This is a genomic window from Ruegeria sp. C10 (assembly GCF_056537805.1).
This window is the reverse complement of sequence record NZ_JBQFSC010000003.1, coordinates 175,326-192,596: the sequence shown is the minus strand read 5'-3', so window position 1 is coordinate 192,596 and position 17,271 is coordinate 175,326. Positions and strand designations below refer to the sequence as shown.

Sequence of the window (17,271 nt, the reverse complement as noted above, 5' to 3'; positions counted from 1 at the left end):
ACACCGAGGACCTCGCCTTGTTCAAGAAGCTAACCACTGCCTTGGCATTTTTCGCCACTACTGCTGCCGCTGGTGGCCTCCAAGTACGCGACGCGGACACGATCGTCGTCGATGGCACTCCGGTCCGTTTGAACGGAGTGGATGCGCCGGAGCTTGGCACTCGTTCTGGTCAGGATGCTAAACGCTGGATGGTGAACTTCCTACGCGGCAAGAACATCGAGTGCAGTCTCAATGGCGAGCGCACCCATGATCGCTGGGTTGGTATTTGTTACGCGGACGGACAAGACATTGGTGCTGCAGTGATTGCTGCGGGGCATGCTCTGGATTGCGCGAGGTACTCGGGGGGGCGATACAGGCACTTGGAGACATCTGCGGCCAAATCTCGTTTGAATCGGGCTAGGTACTGTAGGTAAGTTACAAGCTATTCCCAGAGAATGGTCATTCAGAAGAAATCATTGAACATCAGTTTCGAAGCTCAAAATACCGATTTCTACGCCTCTCATCAAGTTCGGCGCGTCGAATTCTGGCTAAATACATGAACGGATCAACGGCGATTCTGCTACAGGCCTTTAGCCTCTGTAGTATTGAACTTTTCAATACGAGACCGCCAACAGACCCTTACCTATTGTAGTGCGTGTGGACTGGCCTGGAAGGTCTGGACAGATCATCGGTGACGTCCAATAAGTGTACACTCACAACTGATGAGTGTGCAAATGAGGCCAGAAATAAATTTCAACTATAAGAAAGCCTTACGGATTTTGGCTTTCATCTGTGTGCCTACACTTTCTGCGTTTGTTTTAGTACGGGATGGAACGTCAGAGGCGGATATTTTCATTTTCCTAGTTGTGTCGATTTTGAATGCGCTTCTGTTTCCTCGCTTATCAAGCGGAAGAGTGAGTTTCCTGTTTGGCCCTTTGGATAGAGATCATGTGGACTTCTTTTACTACTCCCTAGGTATGATTGGCGTCGGTCTTTTCTTTCTGTCTGAGAATATTTCGACGTATGAAGTTGACTTGCGTGAGCGCCATGCTCGTTTGACAGCCATGGTCGAGGATTTATCCGACTATGCCGACAACCCGCGTTCACTATTTTCCCAAGCACCGGTCAGAGATGACTTGCAAGAGCAGATCATTCTTGGCTTGGATCGATATCTAGAAAACGTTGAGGCCAATCGATCCGAATGCTCGCCGTCAAATTGGGACAAGTATGACTTCTGCGAAACCGAAAAACGCCTCTACAAGACAGCGCAGTCGGCTGTATCTTCGGGAACGCTGCGAGCCTCGAGAGCGCGGACATGCTGCTATTTCTCTGAGGAATTCGAGAGGGTTCTGGATAGCATCCCAGTAAGGGTTCACATCCCAAGCACAGTTGGTCGCGACGCAAACGGTGTCCGGCTCCAAAGCGTTCTTGCGGCCGAATACTTGTTTACTTTTCCGTTCGATGTAGACGGCACGCAAGAGCAGATGGCCAGCTTCGAGGAAGCGCTTCGAAGCCGACTCTCCCGTGTTAGAGGTGTGTTTGAACGCAACAAGCGAAAACTGGACTTGGAGACGGAGTTTGGCGCGGTTAGTCGGGTTAGAATATGGGCATCAAATATTTGGCCATTTATTCTGATCTTGGCGCTTTCGACAAAGATTGGACGAGATCGCTGGAGCTTTTGGGACAAGCGACGTACAGATTAAGTAGGTTAGGTTAAAACTCATACGTGTCCACCGCGCCGACGGAAGCAACCATCGCAGTAGCTGAAGCGAAAGTTTGCTTCGGTCGCATCCCAATCGCAAAGGTCGTTGTTCCTAAGGTCCTCTCTGCAGCCATCTACCTACGAGGCAGAGGATAAAACTGCAATTTTCACTAGGATGCAAATCGCACCGTGCGTCTCTGCCAACGACTGAAAAAGTGTTACAGTGGGTTGTTACAGTGCAGGAATCTTCCTACACTTAAGCCACTGAATTTATTCAAATCTATCACCTCAGGATCGCATCCCCTAGGCTCCACCAAAACCTAACAATACAACTAGATAGCAAGCATTAGAGCGGTGTGACACACAGGCGTGACACAAAATGAAGCTGCATGCGTATCTCTCACTGTCCAGACACGGCATCTATTACTTCCGTTGGCCACTGCCCGACACAAGACCAAAACCCCACACTAGACCATGCACCACACGTAGGACCCTTCGGGTGTCTTTACGTACTCGACGCCCTAAAGAGGCTGGTACTCTGGCACGGCGTCTTGCAGTGTGCGGCGACACAATAACAAAGCACATAGAAGCATCGGGCATGAACCACGGCGAACTGCGCACACAAGTGTATAAGTACTTTGCGGTAGTAATAGATAAGGCAAAGACGCGTAAGTACAAGGGTCGCAAACCTACGGCAAAGGCAAAGTCGGTTGATGTGATTGCTCTTGCAAGTGAAGGGATCGGCGCTACGGAAATCTCGCGTAGGCTGGGTATAGGTCGGGCGTCCGTGTATCGGATACTTAGTGCTCGACAATAGCTTTTCTTCGAGATGTATAAAGGCTCTTGTTTGGTGCGCATTGCTCAAAACAATCTATCTTCTTTGCACTTAGGGTGCACCAGATTTGTCATAATCTAACAACCTTTTGGCGCCCGCTAACAAGCGGTCGCACTTCAAAAAACCCAAGTAACAAAATGTCCATTCAAATTCTGAGCCTGGTGCACAGCAGTGCAGCGTTAGATCAACTTCAACAAAGGAATGGTTTGAATTGTTATGCTAAAATTCCTGTTGAAATCCGCTTTTTGGGCACTTGAAGCAAGTTACAATACACCTGAAAGAAAAGGCGCCAGAGGTGAACGTCGGGTGCATTCAGCACTCACATCAGTATTGAACGAAAAAGACTATCAGGTCTTGTCCGATTTAACGCTTCCCGTAGCCGGTGGCACTACTCAGATCGACCATCTCCTGATCTCTCGCTATGGCATCTTTGTTGTTGAGACAAAGAACATGTCCGGTCGGATTTTTGGCAGTTCCGACCAACGTAGTTGGACCCAAGTGCTAAAAGGCGGCAAGCGCCGCAGTTTTCAAAATCCGCTTCGGCAGAACTATGCCCACGTGAAGGCCGTCCAAGTCATCTTGGGTATTGAGGAAAGTCTTTTACACAACTTTGTGGTGTTTACGGGCTCGGCCCGACCAAAAACGGCGATGCCAGAAAGCGTCGCTTGGGGACTGCAAGACCTCGGAAGGCTAATTGCAGTCGAGAAGAAGATTGCACTCTCGGACGTACAAGTGACCGCGTACGTAGCGAAACTACGCAACATAGCATTGGAAAACAGCAGGGAGACGAAGAAAGAACACCTGAAAAACCTGGAGAGGATGGCTGCTTCCAAAGTAAAAAGCTCGACAGACAGGCCTAGCGGGCGAATAGGCCGAACATCTTGCCCGAGATGCGGCGCTAATATGGTCAAACGCACTAACAGGAAATCGGGTAGTGCTTTCTTTGGGTGCGTGGAATTTCCCAAGTGCCGGGGAACACGAAAGGCTACTTAGAAGGTTGGAGAAAATGCTGTCCGTTTTTCGGTTCAGCTTAAGCCCTCCCTCAATTGAGCAAATACGGCACGCATTCGCTGAGATGCACAAAAGCGGCACTGATCTACCGGAAAACAGGTAATCTACGCGCGGTGCAGCTTTTGCTTGGCCACACCAAGGTTGACAGCACAGTTCGATATCTTGGCGTTGAATTGGAAGACGCGCTGAATATCGCAGAAAAGATCGACGTTTGAAGATTGAGCGAGCAGCAAGAGTCGTCCGCATTTCGTGATTGGCAATTGTCGCATAAGTGATGACTTTCCACCGGACTTTCGAGCCGAGACGAGCGTCACCATCGTCGTCGATTGAGTTGAATCTCCCGCAAGGATCATCGGGCTCAGGTCAGTAACTGGGGCGTCATCGCTCACTCCCATGTGAGTGCTTGGGGAAGTAAGCAGTCACCCATGTAAAGTGAGGCGAACGTCCCCTTCGAGCCCGAAGCGGACGTATTTTTGCGCCTCTAAGAAGTTATTTTGGAACAAAGGGACAAACTATCTAAGTTACAAAACAGAGTTGATCGAAATTGAAGCCTGAAATCGATTATAGGCTTCCTCGATACACAGGGTTCGCGCAGTCACAAACGAAGCCGCCCACAAAGTGGACGGCCTTGAAGTATCGACACCGATCAGTTGGTCAGAGAAGCATTGCACTCACGCGCCGCTTCAATTGCCTTCTTGGTGCCAGCAAGGCTTAATTCGAAGGCAAAAATAGACTGTGGCATTACAATCATGGTTTCGCGCTCCATCACGTCTGTGACGAAGTCGGGATTGTTGGCAATGAGATAACCGCCTTTGTACCCGTCCGCCAAATTAGGTGGCGCCGCTGTTGTATCGCCATAGTATAATTTGTTGTCCATGAGCAGCTAGACTTTATCATCCTCAAATTCGATGTCTGCCTTTGTAAAAACACCCATGTAGCCAAAATCTTTGTCTGGGGTCAGACCCATTTGAACAACGTTGGTATTTTCATCCACCCGTTCGATCAGGCAAGTATTTCGGCTCTTATCCACAAATATATTCCAGCCGGATTCCTCGCCATAGTTTACGAACTCTGCGTTGTCTTTTGGCAGAATATTTTTTGTCCTTGGCATGTCCTACAGTTGCTCCGCATGCAAGAACGGCAGCGGCAACAAGGGTCTTAGTTGTCGTTTTCATAGGAACAATCCCATTATAATATTGCAGAATGAAGATATGAGGGAAAACCGTAAACGCGAATCTTCAAACTAAAATGAATGGCTGGTCCTTTCGAATGGTTTGAAAAGCAGGTGGTAATGAGGCCAACACGTGCACCATGGACAAACCAGAAGTAGAAGGTCCGGTCGTTTGCTCTGCAAAATGGAAACTCATTATATCCCCATCCCCAAAAAAACCCGCATCGTTCGGAGGGAAACCAATTGAACAACGCGGGCGGTAGTTTTGGGGTGTTGGTGTTACGGTACTGATTGAAAGATGGATCAAAGTTCCCCGCGTCACCTCTATCTGGGATGATGGGCAACGCGGGGATTTAGTCTGACCATGGGACTAGCCAGACTAAGTCGAATGAGCACTTGGCCACTGTTAGTCAACCAAGTTAGCATGAGCGCAAATTCTGTTCGCTACAGTCAAAGTTCTTCACCTGCCATCTGCACAGCGCAGCCACGTTTTCTGTCGCGGATGTGTAGTTTGAAACAAACAAGAAATTCTCAAGCACGCGAGAGCAAACTTTTTGGCGCGCGTAAAATTACTTGAAATGTTGTATTTTAGATTCAAGTATTCGAATGCGTGGCAAATTAGTATTACCTCTGTTGCTCGCACAATCGCCAGACTTGTCTGGTTGCCTCCTGGAGACGCAAGTGAGTGATGTCGCCAGGAGGCCGTTATTTTCGGCTTAATGGGTCTAATAGAGAAAGCTCTAAATTCGACGTGCACAGCAAATCTATGACCTCTCCGTGCAAATCTCAGTTTCGTTCGCAAAACCGTGGTTCTGCCAAATTGAGCGGTTCTCAATATCGAAAGCGACCCAAAGATCTGTGGTTTTCATCACAGGGAAATATTCAAACATAAACATAATTCTGGATTTGTTACGTCTGTGTGTGCTCTCTTCGACCGTTAAAGAAGTAGGGGACAGACAGATGAGACGAGCACTGAGAACGTTGACGATTTGGTCATTCATTTGGTTCGCGGCATTAGCGAGTGCTTTTCCTGCCGGCGCGCAACAGACTGAGGCCGACCAAGAGGCTGTGGAAGTCGAGAATGACGATCTAATAAATGCAGTCGTTGATGAGATGATTGCGGCTGACGATCTCGAGATCCTACTTGTTCCCCTAACTGCGGAAGAGCTTTCCCAAGTCGCTGGTACTTGGCAGAGTTATGTGCGCTCTCGGCTCGAAGAAGTCGCGCAAATAAACTTGCAACTTCGGTCGGCGAGCGGAACTCGGGAAGACAATTTGCGGTCTCAGTTGTCCTCCTTGAACGACTCTGGATCAGACATTCTCGACAAGTATCGCCTGGTGCTCGAAGCATGGACCCTGAAAGGCGCAAAGGCGGAAGATCTAGAACCGCATACTGATTACATTCTCGCATTGAAAACGGGAGCCCTAAAAACTACTGACCTTCAAACGCTTTTTCAGAACGCTTGGGCCTGGTTGTTCTCGTGGGATGGGGGCGTAGGCCTGCTGATGGCCGGTCTGGGTGTTTTGTTGGCAGTTTGGGCCATGATGTTCATTGCTCGGATGGTGCGCCGGGTCACTGAACGGGGTCTGAACAAAATTCCAACTATCTCCAGAATGCTGAAACGCTTCATTGCCACCGCCGTATACTGGGCCGTTTTCGTCCTTGGTATACTCGTCGTTTTAGCTTTGTTCGGAGTTAACGTCACACCGCTTTTTGCCGTGCTCGGTGGTTTATCGTTCATCCTAGGTTTTGCCTTACAGGAAACACTGGGAAACCTCGCAAGCGGTCTGATGATCATGGTCCTCAAGCCATTCGACACTGGCGACTATATCCAAGTGGGCAGTTCATCTGGGTTTGTGGATGAGATGTCGGTGGTTTCAACCAAGATCAGAACATTCGACAACCAGATTATTATAGTTCCCAACAGCAAGATTTGGGGGGATGTCATTACCAATGTAAGTGCGTCCGAAGAACGTCGGGTCGATCTGGTCTTTGGTATCGCCTATTCGGACAACGCTGCCCAAGCAATTGAAGTGCTCAAAGACTTGGTTGCGCATCACCAGCTTTGTCTGAAGGCACCAGAACCAGAAATTTTCGTGGGTGAGTTGGGAGACAACTCCGTCAACATCTTCTGCCGTCCATGGTCCAAGTCTGATGACTATTGGACCGTTTATTGGGACCTGACCGGTCAAGCAAAAGAGCGGTTTGATAAAGAGGGCATATCTATACCGTTCCCGCAACGCGATGTGCATATTATTCCCGCAGAAGGAGCAAAATCATGAGGTTTCTTACGCTATGGTTACTGCCTCTTCTATTTTCCTGCACTTTTGCGCTTGCACAGTCTGAAGAAATCCTCGCACCGGCTGAAGAGAGAGAGGATCCCGAGTTTATTGCGCCGGTGATAGTGGATGGCGAAGAATTGTTCGTGGTTCGCGGTTCAAGTGCGCTGCCCGCAACCGAACGAGCGAGAAAAATTGAGGAGCGGATCGCTCAAGTTGCCAATGCATCCACGAAAGCTTCAGTTCAGCTTGAGATATCGGACGCCGAATTTGGGAAAATGATACGCGTTGACGGGCAGATGGTTACGATAACCACCCAAGCTGATGCTGAGCACGAACAAATGGCTATTGAAGTTCTAGCTGGGCTTCAGTCCGAAGCGATTGAGGCTGCAATCCTTCAATACCGAGATGCTCGGTCCAATGAGGGCAGAGTAGATAGTGCGATGGCTGCCTTTGCTTGGACAGCAGTCTTTGCCCTCACTTCTTATGCGTTTTTTGCGAAGCGGCGAATGTTATTAGACTACTTTAGAAACATCTTGGAAAAGAGAGCTGAAGGTGTTGAGGAAGCCACGAAATCACTCTTGAGAAGCAGGGCAATCGCGTCGATTATCGTCTATTCAATACACATATTGATGTGGGTCCTGTTTCTGTTCTTTTTCTACTACTACCTTTCATTGGTGCTGCTCTCCTTTGCCGAAACCCAGGGCATAGCCCAGATCCTCTTGAAGTATGTCAGCGAGCCGCTCGTTACCGTCGTTTTGGCAATTGTTGAATATATCCCCAACTTGATCATGCTCGCAATCATCGCAGCTGTGACACGGTTAGGAATTCGCGGCCTCGATCTTTTTTTCGACAACGTCGAAAGCGGTGCTTTCCAACTGAAAGATTTTGAAGATCATTGGATTGCACCAACAAAAATGCTGTGCAGGGCTTTGCTGATTGTTATCGCGCTGGTGTTTGCCTACCCTTATATTCCCGGATCTGACTCTCGAGCTTTCCAAGGCCTGACTATCCTTGCCGGTATCATGGTATCGTTAGGGTCGAATACGGTCGTCTCGAATATGATGGCCGGTCTGTTTGTCATCTATAGACGCAGTACCAATGTCGGTGATCGAATTCAGGTTGGCGACAAGATTGGGGATGTAACCGAGATCAAACTGATGGAAACACTCATTAAGTCGATAAAGAACGAGATGATTAGCATTCCAAATGCACAGCTGCTCAACTCCGAAGTCGTAAACTATTCGCGCAAAGTGGATGGTCGAGGGCTGTTGGTTCACACGACAGTAGGGATCGGATACGAGGAGCCACCAAAGAAAATCAAAGCGATGCTGATAGAGGCAGCTCATCGTACTCAAGGGTTAAGAAAGAACCCTGAACCTTTTGTGCTTTGGACACAGCTGGCTGACTACGCAATCAATTATGAGATCAACGCATACACTTCGCGCGGATCGAGCTTGCCTAAGATTTTGTCCGATTTGCGCGAAAACATTGTCGATGTGTTTAATGAAAACGGAACACAGATAATGACGCCGTCGTACATTGCGGACCCGCCGGAACCCAAAGTTTCGACAGAAGAATGGGATGGCAAGCTTGCTCATCACGCTGAATAAACTGCATTCGGCAACAGGTTATCAGTGTCAGTGCTTAAGCTTCGTATTGTATGAATATGTCATTGAGTAGCCATGTCTCCGCAGTCCACAGAGCAGACCATAAGGGGCTTGAAACGCTCGTTCAGGAATGGCAACCCAAAAGGAGTCAGCGTCACGTGGGAAATGCCAAATGAAAAACCTTTTTCTGACGTGCTGCTTTGGAGCTATTTCTCTAGGATTTGCAGCGTCACCTTCAGCCGCGCAGCCCCGGCTAGGTTGGGCGTATCAGGTTGATGGACTTGCTGCGTTTCAGGGGGACGCGGATTTGAGCGACGGCGGTGAATTCTCTGCAAGCCGAGCATTTCTACGTGCTACCGCACTTTACAATCTGGAAGGAGGAAACTCCATTGGGCTTTCAACCAGCTTCGGCAAGCTGGACTATAGCTTCAGTCAATCGAACAATCAGCCATGGGAGAACATCCGTGACTTTCGCGTTTCTGTTCCCCTGCGATTTCGTGCGAGCGATACAGCAACAGTTTTTGTGTCACCGCAGATCAGGTGGGATTATCAAAGTGGAGCTTCCTCATCTGATGGCAGGACCTACGGTGTTTTTGCGGGTATTGCTTGGCAACTTAACGAGCGTCTGACGATAGGACCGGCCTTTGGCGCGTTCTCTCAATTTGACGATGGTGGTACAGATTTTTTTCCGGCCCTGCTGATCGATTGGGACCTAAATGATCGCTGGAACTTGAACACTGGCTCAGGGATTGGAGCGACACAAGGCCCCGGGTTGACCCTGAGCTATACGTTGACTGAGACCATAGATCTTTCCTTAACCGCACGATCGGAGAGAATTCGATTCAGGTTGGATGGGGAAGGTCTCGCGCAGGACGGGGTGGGCGAGGACAAGAGTGTCCCCGTCGTACTTTCCGTTGGATACAACCCAAATCCTGGAGTTTCATTGAGCGTATTTGCAGGCGCAGAATTTGACGGCCGCCTGACGCTAGATGATGCGAATGGAGCGGAAATTAGTCGTCAGACCTATGAAACAGCGCCATTGGTTGGGCTGGCGTTTAGGGTCAGGTTCTGATCACAGCATTGAGCCTGTTTGCCAATTGTGCGCGGAGTTATTATTGCGTCTGAGTTCGAACGTCCGCTTTGTCCGCAAAGAGGTCTGTTAGCTGGAACGCAGCGAAGGTCTGCACCGAGCCCACTTTGACCGATGCTGCGCGATGCCCCAATTACAGCAATGCGCAGAAACCAGACTATGCAAAGTCCGGGGTGCGGCCCATAGCAGAAAGTGAACCCCGCTTCGAACAACGGCGGCTTTGAAACATACCAATTTGCAAGGAGAAGTAGTCTCGAACCTCACTCTGCCACAAGCGCAACAATAGCTTCTTGAGGCTGGGAATGCTGGTTGTTTGCCTCAAGCGGTTGGTCAAGCTTTCCACGATGCACCAGGGCGAACATTGGCGGAGTGAAATAAAACGATACGACAGTCGACAACAGTACGCCCCCAGCGATTGCAACGGCGAATGGCGGCCAAAATGCTCCTCCAGCTATGATCAGGGGTAGGAAACCACCAAAGGTTGTGACCGTTGTCGAGATGATATGCCGACTTGAACCAGTCACAACACGCGCCATCGCCACCCGGTCGCCTTGGCTTGCGTCAACGTCTTGTTGCAACCCGGTTAAAATTATTATCGCCGCGTTGATCGAAACCCCGATCGAGCCGATGACACCGATAATCGCCGTTATTCCGAACGGGAATTGCATAACGGCCAGCGACAGCATTGAAAGGCCTGCAGACAACACGCACACGACCAAGGTCACGAGCGTCAGCCGGAACGAGTTAAAGGTGAGAACGATGGTCGCAATGGAGAGTGTGACAATCAATCCAACAGAGGCAAGCAGATTGCCCACGGTGTTGGATCGGGCATCACTGTCGCCACCTAAGGACATCGAATAGCCTTGCGGTAACACAAACCCGGACGCATTAAGCGCTTCTAGTACGTCTTGCAACGCCTCTTCGGGTAAAACACCGGGGACGATAAACGCTTGGATAGTGTTTTCGCGCACGCCATCCGTTCGGGTTATGACGCTTTCCGCTGGTTCGATCACCGGCCTGGCTAGTTCCGACAACGGCACAGCAGGGAAAACACTTGTGGCGGATACGGCGGCAGCATTGGGCAGCAGGATGGGCATACTGACAATGGCGCTTAGGTCTGATCGCACCTCGTCACCCAGTCGAACACGCACCGGCAACTGTTCGGTCCCTTCGATCAGTGATCCACCGGTAATGCCAACAAGCGCCGTGTCCAGCTGACCAGCTATATCCGCCACATCCAGTCCCAGCAGACGCGCTTTGACCTCATCAATCTCGAACCGGATTTGAGGGTTGCCGCCGTTCACGCTGGCGCGCGCCTGGGTTACTAGATCGAGATTGGCCATTACTGAACGCACCTCGTCGCCCAGATCACGCAAAACCGTGATGTCCTGCCCCTGAATTTTGACTTCAACCGGTGCGGCGACCGGAGGGCCCTGAACAAGACTGCGAACGATGATCTGCGCATCAGGAAAGTCGGTATCCAGACGACTCTGCAAAGTTCCAACAAGGCGGGCGGCGTCGTCTGCCGTGCCGGTCGTGATCATAGCTTGTGCAAACCCAGGCTCTCGTGAGCGGTTTCCAACGATGTTGTAGTAGAATGCCGGGCCGGACTCTCCGACGGTCCAGTAGACACTTTTGACGCCGTCGTCAGCCAGCAGCATTTCATCGATTTGGCGGGCGGTTGCTTCGGTGGTGGCAATTGACGTTCCACCCGGCATGTCGACTTCGATATAGAATTGGTTGCGGTCGACGCCCGGGAAGAATTGCGCGGTCAGCGTTGGAAAGGCCGCAAAGCCAAGCACCGGCAAGATCAATGCCAACGCGATAGATCGCACCGGATTGGTGACTGACAATCGAATTGAGGCCTCGAACATACGGGCAAGTGGCAGGATGCTGATACCGCGGCTCAGCATTCCTGCGTCTGGGCGATCGGACAGTAGCCAGCCCGCAATCGCTGGAGTCACAGTCAAGGCCACAACCAGGGACCAAGCAAGCATCAGCACCACGGCGATAGCGATAGCACCGACAAAGTCGCCGGCGGGTCCCGGCAGCAAGATCATCGGCGTGAAGGCAAGCGCTGTAGTGACGGTCGACGCCAGCAAAGGCGCGGCCAACCGGCGAACAGCATCTCGCACGGCTGAAAGTCGCTCCATCCCATCCTGCAGACGACGTCGAATTTCATCGGTCATCACGATGGCTGCGTCAACAAGCAGACCGAGGGCAACGATCAGACCCGTCACGGACATCTGGTGAATGGGCAAACCGATCATGTTCATCGTCGCCAGGGTCGCCAATGAGACAACCGGCAAAACCAAAGCCACGATCGCGGCTGCCCGAACACCTAACGTAACAAACAAAACTGCCACAACCAGAGCCACGCCAATGGCCATGTTGACCCCAACCTCTGACAAACGATCCGTCGTGTACTGGCTTTGATCAAACAGCAGTATTTCCTGCATGCCCAAAGGTACCGCTGCGGCGCCGGCCTCAAGCTCATCCCGTAGAAAGCCTGTCCAGCGGTCGATCTGCACGCCGTCCTGCGCCAGAATTCCGACCAAAACGGAGGGCATCCCGTTGGCAAAAGCGATTGAGGACTGCGGTTCGCGTGCGCCCCGGTCTACGCTGGCAATATCGCCGAGCTGCACCACTGCACCGTCCGCGTTTTCACGCAGGACGATGCTCCGAATACGATCCAGACTCTCAATTTCTCCGCTGACGCCAATGGTTAGGTCGACATCGGATTGCAGCCGCCCAGACTGAACCTTCCCATCTGCTTCGGCGATCCGCTGGGAAATCTCGGCGGCGCCAAGCCCAAGCGCAGCGGCCTTGTCCATATCGACACTTACGAGCACCTCTTCCTCTGGCTGACCGAAATAGTCGACGGCTCGTGTCGCAGGTATCGCGCGCAATCTGTCACCCAATGCTTCGGCATGACGAGACAGCAAAGTTATCGGGAAGTCGGGGTCCTCGGCCGCAACTGCAATGACAGCGGAATAGGCAGCAATACCTTCGGCATCGAATTCCGGTGGCAATACTCCTGCCGGGAAGTTCTGGCGCGCATCTTCCACGGCGTCCCGAGCCTCGGCCCAAACCTGCTCAATGGTGGCTTCGTCTAGTGTTTCCAGCAATTCAACAGAAACGACCGACACGCCCGAGCGGGAGACAGAACTGATCTCATCCACCTCGGCGATCTTTCGCAGTTCTTCTTCGATTTCTGCGGTAACCAGTGCTTCAACCCGTTCGGGGTCTGCGCCAGGAAACTGCGTGGTTATGGTTGCGAAGAGGTTGGTGATCGTGGGGTCTTCCTGTCGCCCAAGCGATAGGAACGAAGACAGCCCTGCAGACACAAGCACCAAAATGATGAGAGCAACCAGCCGGGGATGGCGAAAGGTTAGGGTTTCCATCAGATCGCTCCGTTACTCGCCAGTGTCGAAGGCGACGCGCTGACCAACGCTCACCCGCTGCGGACCCTGATCGATCAGGACGGTGCCTTCCGGAAACGCGCCACGCACAAAGACGCGGTCGTCTTCGGCATGCAGCACTTCGACCGTCGCCAGGCGCACAGTCTTTTGCGCGTCGGCAACCAGCAGTGTCCATTGCCCGCGCGTTCCTTCCTTCAGCGATGTTGTGGGCACCCAGGTCCCCGCACTTTGGACAGGATCGAGTACATGCACACGTGCGGTTTGTCCGAAAGCAACGTCGGGAGCGTTTTTCAGATCGAACAGCGCAGTGCGGGTTCGGGTCACCGGGTCAATATCGGGCCGCAAGGTTGCAAGCTCAGCCCGGTAGCTTTTAGCTGATATTTCGATCTCAACATCAGTCAGAAGCGCCGGATCAACATCGAGAGGAACACCGATCCGAACCTGCGGCGACACGACCTCGACCATTCCTAGAACCAGCTCGCCCGAGCGCAGAGTTTCGCCGCCGTCCACGTGTCGCGCGGTTATTTGACCGGCAAATGGGGCCTCGATGCTGGATTTCTCAATCCGAACGGTAACATCGCGCAAGGCCGCATCCAACTCGCCAATTCTGGATAACAATTCATCTTGCTGAGAAACGGCTTCGTCCAAACGGGCTTGACTGGTAAAGCCTTGTTCAATGAGTTTCGCGTTTCGCTCGACCGTCTTTCTTGCAAATGCAAGCTGGGCTGCAATGGCATCGCGTGATGATGTCAGACGGTCGCGTTCGACCTCCAGCAGTGCAATGTCCAGTGTCGCAAGAAGTTGACCTTTGGCAACCTTGTCACCCTCATCCACCAGAATTTGATCGAGCGTCCCGTTCAGCTCGAAAGAGATATCTGCCGAACGCTGAGGTTCGACCTGCCCGATGAACACACGGTCGACCGTGTAAGCGCTCTCGGACGTTATCGGCGTCACGGATACCGGGGTCACAGCGGCGGCATCCGGTGCGGGCACCGCCTCCGCTCTACGGGTGAGCTCGGATGCGCCAAAGTGAACGGCGGCCGCTGCAACGGCTATAAAACTGACGGTCACTCCCAAACGCACAGTGCCGCGTAACACACGTGCAAATAGGCTCGGTTTGGTCGCTTCAGTAGATGAATTAGCAGGATTCGGCATTTGGGGACCTCATCAAGTTAGCGTCTCTAACATATGTTAGAAGTTCTTACTTTGACAAGAGATACGTGATCTGGCACATGTTGGATCATGAGCAGCATCGAAAAAAATCATTCGACTAGCAGACAAACGGCTGGTCTTTCCGTCAGCAAGAAAGCCTATCATCACGGTGATCTCCGCGCTGCACTGATCGAAGCAACCCGACAGTTGGTAGAAGAAAAAGGTCCGGACAGTTTTTCCGTATCCGAGGCGTGCAGACGCGCGGGCGTATCGACTGCGGCACCTTACAAGCACTTCAAAGACAAGACAGAAATGCTGGTCGCCACTGTCCTTGAGGGAATGGATCGGCACCGAGACAAAATGCTTACTGCGCTAGAAGGCGTTCCTGAAGGATCTCCCGAGCGCATTACTGCCATAGGGATGGAGTATATTGCCTTTGCGTTAAATGAGCCCGGGATCTTCAGACTGAAATTTGGCGGCTTCACAGACCGCATCGCGGATCCCCGGCTGGAGGAAGGCGGCCAGCAAAGTTTCGGGATTCTTTTGACTGAAGTAGCAAAATGTCTCGGTGAACCGGGAATCACAGACGAAGTTCGCCGCCGTGGTTTTTTGTTGTGGAGTTTCGTGCACGGGCTGTCCTTCATTTTGCATGACAAAGGGCTTGCAGAGAAAGGTGAAGAATTCGATCTTCATACCCTTCTTGAGGACGTTTCGGAAAGAATGTTGAGTTGAGCGTTCTCACACTAAAACGAATTCAACCAAGCACTCATAGCAGACGATCTAAGCCGCTGTCACGCCTGCGCCTAAACGATTGCTCAGGTTCACATAGAAGACATTTTTTGGAAAGCGCCGCCAATGTCGGCTATCCAGAATCGCAAGGTCTCGTCGTGAATGTCGGCTTCGGGTTGAGCCAGTATTACAAGTTAGGGTGTACGGCAGAAGCTTTGTTCCAAAGCCTCCGTTTCGCAACCCGGAGTTATGCACGCGCGTTCGTTAGCTGGGAACGTCCGCAGGCGCCAGGATCGTCATTCCCACTCGACCTGCCACAGCCATGATCGCCGGAATGTCTGGTGGTCCATCTGGTGCCGGAATATCAGTCGTGCCGTCAGGCATTGCTTCACCGGCTTCGGTAAAAAAAGTGTCATGCATCGCGCCGGGGGCGTTAATGCAAAGTAGCCGGCCAGGCCGCTCTCCGGTGCATGTAAAGGCGTGCACTGCGCCGTCCGGAACCTTAACGAAGTCACCACATTTGACGTTGACTGTCTCGCCATTCAAAAAGAACTCGAATTCTCCATCGAGCACATAAAAGCTCTCATCTTCGCCAGCGTGATGATTAGGCGGCGCACCGGCACCAGGCGCCGTCTTTATCTCAATGATAGTACAACGATCTCCGGTCTCACTGGGAAAGGCGTGAAAGGTCAGCAGGTTCCCAAGAAGATGATAAATTCGCGGGCGAGGTTCTGTCATTGCTGCGACTCCCTTTACTTGAATAACACTGCACTTATGATACACATATCTACTTATGAGACAAGTGTATCACAAAGGGATTGAGATTGGCGCCTCGTACAAATCAAATCAACCGGACGCGAGAAGCACTTCTATCGGCAGCACGTGACCTGATGTCGGAAGGCAAGGAAGTCACGCTGGCAAAAGTTGCCGAACGCGCCAAAACCAGCCGTGCGACGGTCTATCGTTATTTTTCTGACCCAAGTGTTTTGGCTTTGGATGCGACGCTCGATCTAGATGTCACTCCAACGTCAGAACTTCTTTTTGGGCTGGATGACGTCAGGAGTCGTGTACATGTCGTCGCGCGCTACTACCTGGATTTTTCTCGGGTTCATGAGGCGCACTTCCGGCAGTTTTTAGCTGAATCACTCAAGGCATCTCTTGAGGATGGAACTGTCAAAATGCGTGGCGCCAGAAGAGTGGCGGCTTTTTCGGAAGCACTTGCGCCAGTTCACCCATTGATGGAGCCGAAGGAAATTGACGACCTGGCGAAGCGATTGTCCATGACGACGGGCATGGAACAACTTGTTATTCTTGAAGACATTTTGCGCGTGGACGAAGCAACTGGCTACCAACTTCAGGATGGGTTGGTCGACGCTCTGTTGGATCGTTACTTACCAAAAAATTGAGGATGGCCGAATTACAGAAATGCGCAGAAAGCAGACTTTGCAATCCTCAACGAACGATCATAGGGAACGTTTGCCGAGACCTTTTGGAGCAGCAGTTATGAGGAACTGGCTGGACAGGCTATTGATCACAACTTGCTGTTCTGTCGAAATCTCGCGCCAGTTGAAGGTCGCTGTGATTGCAAAGTCAGGCGATGGTCACTGTCCTGAATTGGTTTTCGCGATACTGCAAAGCAGATCGACATGTTTGTCCAACCATTCTTCGTTCAGCGCCTCGTGACGAATGAGCTTGCGGAAATAAGGTGCAGCGACTGCCAGTTCTATGAATTGGTCAACCGGAACGTCGGCGGCGATCTCACCCCGATCTATTGCGGCTGAAAGCACGGCTTCAACACTTGCAAACCTGTCTTTCATGAATTCAGTGATCACCAAGCGCGCTTCTGCATCGGTGGACGCAGCAGCGACAACTTGAGGTGCAATTTGGCCCCATGGTGTGTCGTTCAAGGCTCCCATCAGTACTCCGAGTAACCAGCGCAGGTCAGATCGCAGCGGGCCATCTGTTTTGGGTGGTATGTTAGGCGGTGTTGCGATGCGCCTGAATGCTGCATCACGCAGACCGCGCGCATCTGGCCAGTGCCTGTAAAGTGTGCTGCGCGAAATGCCCGTTGCCTTTGAAACCGCGCCATGAGTTACGTGCAGCACGCCCTCATCCATCAGTATCCTTTGCGCCGCATCAAGTGCGGCCTGTCGTGTGGCGATCAGCCTGGGATCTTCTTTCAATCGCCCCTCCTATAGAACATTTTGTTGCGCTGTAGAACATTTTGCCCTAAAAGTATGGTCAGCCAATACCTAAATCGCAAAACTCAATTCCACAAACACGTCTTGTC

At 51.6% G+C, this 17,271-nt stretch carries 15 protein-coding genes and 1 pseudogene; 10 read left to right on the top strand and 6 right to left on the bottom strand.

Annotated elements, in window-relative coordinates; all coding sequences use genetic code 11:
• Positions 1–17 precede the first annotated feature (17 nt).
• From ACR0DE_RS14790 to ACR0DE_RS14770, 5 genes and pseudogenes are all read left to right on the top strand, one after another.
• On the top strand, positions 18–413 hold the full coding sequence (locus ACR0DE_RS14790; RefSeq protein ID WP_480753995.1) for a thermonuclease family protein: 396 nt from the start codon (positions 18–20) through the stop codon (positions 411–413).
• Positions 414–713: 300 nt separating this feature from the next.
• Positions 714–1,682: a hypothetical protein gene (locus tag ACR0DE_RS14785; RefSeq protein WP_480753993.1), complete on the top strand. Its 969-nt coding sequence runs from the start codon at positions 714–716 to the stop codon at positions 1,680–1,682.
• 378 nt (positions 1,683–2,060) lie between these two features.
• Entirely contained in the window at positions 2,061–2,498 is a 438-nt protein-coding gene (locus ACR0DE_RS14780) for a helix-turn-helix domain-containing protein (RefSeq protein WP_480753991.1), read from the top strand.
• 234 nt (positions 2,499–2,732) lie between these two features.
• Positions 2,733–3,509, top strand: coding sequence for a nuclease-related domain-containing protein (locus tag ACR0DE_RS14775; RefSeq protein ID WP_480753989.1), 777 nt, complete (start codon positions 2,733–2,735; stop codon positions 3,507–3,509).
• 56 nt (positions 3,510–3,565) lie between these two features.
• Positions 3,566–3,742, top strand: a pseudogene (locus tag ACR0DE_RS14770) (integrase); the annotation flags it as partial.
• Between the two features lie 431 nt (positions 3,743–4,173).
• Here ACR0DE_RS14770 and ACR0DE_RS14765 read toward each other — a convergent pair.
• A complete protein-coding gene (locus tag ACR0DE_RS14765; protein WP_223117491.1) occupies positions 4,174–4,404 on the bottom strand; it encodes a hypothetical protein in 231 nt (76 codons plus the stop codon).
• A gap of 6 nt (positions 4,405–4,410) precedes the next feature.
• The gene (locus tag ACR0DE_RS14760) at positions 4,411–4,638 is read right to left on the bottom strand and encodes a hypothetical protein (protein ID WP_170636881.1); all 228 of its coding nucleotides are present in this window, start codon (positions 4,636–4,638) and stop codon (positions 4,411–4,413) included.
• 1,020 nt (positions 4,639–5,658) lie between these two features.
• On the opposite strand from ACR0DE_RS14760, the gene ACR0DE_RS14755 reads away from it, so the two are divergent.
• The 3 genes from ACR0DE_RS14755 to ACR0DE_RS14745 all read left to right on the top strand — a co-directional run bounded on the left by ACR0DE_RS14755 (position 5,659) and on the right by ACR0DE_RS14745 (position 9,660).
• The gene (locus ACR0DE_RS14755; RefSeq protein ID WP_480753986.1) at positions 5,659–6,981 is read left to right on the top strand and encodes a mechanosensitive ion channel family protein; all 1,323 of its coding nucleotides are present in this window, start codon (positions 5,659–5,661) and stop codon (positions 6,979–6,981) included.
• Positions 6,978–8,591, top strand: a complete 1,614-nt coding sequence (locus ACR0DE_RS14750; protein WP_170636883.1) for a mechanosensitive ion channel domain-containing protein — start codon at positions 6,978–6,980, stop codon at positions 8,589–8,591. Before ACR0DE_RS14755 ends, ACR0DE_RS14750 begins: the two co-directional genes overlap by 4 nt.
• 169 nt (positions 8,592–8,760) lie before the next feature.
• A complete protein-coding gene (locus ACR0DE_RS14745) occupies positions 8,761–9,660 on the top strand; it encodes a hypothetical protein (protein WP_480753984.1) in 900 nt (299 codons plus the stop codon).
• Positions 9,661–9,938: 278 nt separating this feature from the next.
• On the opposite strand, the gene ACR0DE_RS14740 is transcribed toward ACR0DE_RS14745, so the two are convergent.
• Together ACR0DE_RS14740 and ACR0DE_RS14735 are read right to left on the bottom strand one after the other, a co-directional pair.
• Positions 9,939–13,082 carry an efflux RND transporter permease subunit gene (locus ACR0DE_RS14740; RefSeq protein ID WP_480753982.1) on the bottom strand — a complete coding sequence of 1,048 codons (3,144 nt, stop codon included), beginning with the start codon at positions 13,080–13,082 and terminating at the stop codon, positions 9,939–9,941.
• Between the two features lie 12 nt (positions 13,083–13,094).
• Positions 13,095–14,255 (bottom strand): efflux RND transporter periplasmic adaptor subunit, encoded by a 1,161-nt coding sequence (locus tag ACR0DE_RS14735; RefSeq protein ID WP_480502827.1) that lies wholly within the window; start codon positions 14,253–14,255, stop codon positions 13,095–13,097.
• 87 nt (positions 14,256–14,342) lie between these two features.
• Here ACR0DE_RS14735 and ACR0DE_RS14730 point away from each other — a divergent pair, with 87 nt between their 5' ends.
• Positions 14,343–14,984 carry a TetR/AcrR family transcriptional regulator gene (locus ACR0DE_RS14730; RefSeq protein ID WP_170424007.1) on the top strand — a complete coding sequence of 214 codons (642 nt, stop codon included), beginning with the start codon at positions 14,343–14,345 and terminating at the stop codon, positions 14,982–14,984.
• A gap of 261 nt (positions 14,985–15,245) precedes the next feature.
• On the opposite strand, the gene ACR0DE_RS14725 is transcribed toward ACR0DE_RS14730, so the two are convergent.
• On the bottom strand, positions 15,246–15,719 hold the full coding sequence (locus tag ACR0DE_RS14725; RefSeq protein ID WP_480459832.1) for a cupin domain-containing protein: 474 nt from the start codon (positions 15,717–15,719) through the stop codon (positions 15,246–15,248).
• 80 nt (positions 15,720–15,799) lie between these two features.
• Between ACR0DE_RS14725 and ACR0DE_RS14720 the strand changes: the two genes are divergently transcribed.
• Entirely contained in the window at positions 15,800–16,387 is a 588-nt protein-coding gene (locus ACR0DE_RS14720; RefSeq protein ID WP_480753979.1) for a TetR/AcrR family transcriptional regulator, read from the top strand.
• A 195-nt stretch (positions 16,388–16,582) separates the two neighbouring features.
• Here ACR0DE_RS14720 and ACR0DE_RS14715 read toward each other — a convergent pair whose 3' ends face one another.
• Positions 16,583–17,164 carry a TetR/AcrR family transcriptional regulator gene (locus ACR0DE_RS14715; protein ID WP_170408611.1) on the bottom strand — a complete coding sequence of 194 codons (582 nt, stop codon included), beginning with the start codon at positions 17,162–17,164 and terminating at the stop codon, positions 16,583–16,585.
• Between the last annotated feature and the right edge of the window lie 107 nt (positions 17,165–17,271).

What these genes read in the sequence shown, in the direction of transcription:
- ACR0DE_RS14765 (WP_223117491.1), bottom strand. Translation starts at nt 4,404, where the DNA reads ATGGACAACAAATTATACTATGGCGATACAACAGCGGCGCCACCTAAT.
- ACR0DE_RS14735 (WP_480502827.1), bottom strand. Translation starts at nt 14,255, where the DNA reads ATGCCGAATCCTGCTAATTCATCTACTGAAGCGACCAAACCGAGCCTA.
- ACR0DE_RS14755 (WP_480753986.1), top strand. Translation starts at nt 5,659, where the DNA reads ATGAGACGAGCACTGAGAACGTTGACGATTTGGTCATTCATTTGGTTC.
- ACR0DE_RS14730 (WP_170424007.1), top strand. Translation starts at nt 14,343, where the DNA reads ATGAGCAGCATCGAAAAAAATCATTCGACTAGCAGACAAACGGCTGGT.
- ACR0DE_RS14740 (WP_480753982.1), bottom strand. Translation starts at nt 13,082, where the DNA reads ATGGAAACCCTAACCTTTCGCCATCCCCGGCTGGTTGCTCTCATCATT.
- ACR0DE_RS14785 (WP_480753993.1), top strand. Translation starts at nt 714, where the DNA reads ATGAGGCCAGAAATAAATTTCAACTATAAGAAAGCCTTACGGATTTTG.
- ACR0DE_RS14780 (WP_480753991.1), top strand. Translation starts at nt 2,061, where the DNA reads ATGAAGCTGCATGCGTATCTCTCACTGTCCAGACACGGCATCTATTAC.
- ACR0DE_RS14775 (WP_480753989.1), top strand. Translation starts at nt 2,733, where the DNA reads ATGCTAAAATTCCTGTTGAAATCCGCTTTTTGGGCACTTGAAGCAAGT.
- ACR0DE_RS14750 (WP_170636883.1), top strand. Translation starts at nt 6,978, where the DNA reads ATGAGGTTTCTTACGCTATGGTTACTGCCTCTTCTATTTTCCTGCACT.
- ACR0DE_RS14725 (WP_480459832.1), bottom strand. Translation starts at nt 15,719, where the DNA reads ATGACAGAACCTCGCCCGCGAATTTATCATCTTCTTGGGAACCTGCTG.
- ACR0DE_RS14745 (WP_480753984.1), top strand. Translation starts at nt 8,761, where the DNA reads ATGAAAAACCTTTTTCTGACGTGCTGCTTTGGAGCTATTTCTCTAGGA.
- ACR0DE_RS14760 (WP_170636881.1), bottom strand. Translation starts at nt 4,638, where the DNA reads ATGCCAAGGACAAAAAATATTCTGCCAAAAGACAACGCAGAGTTCGTA.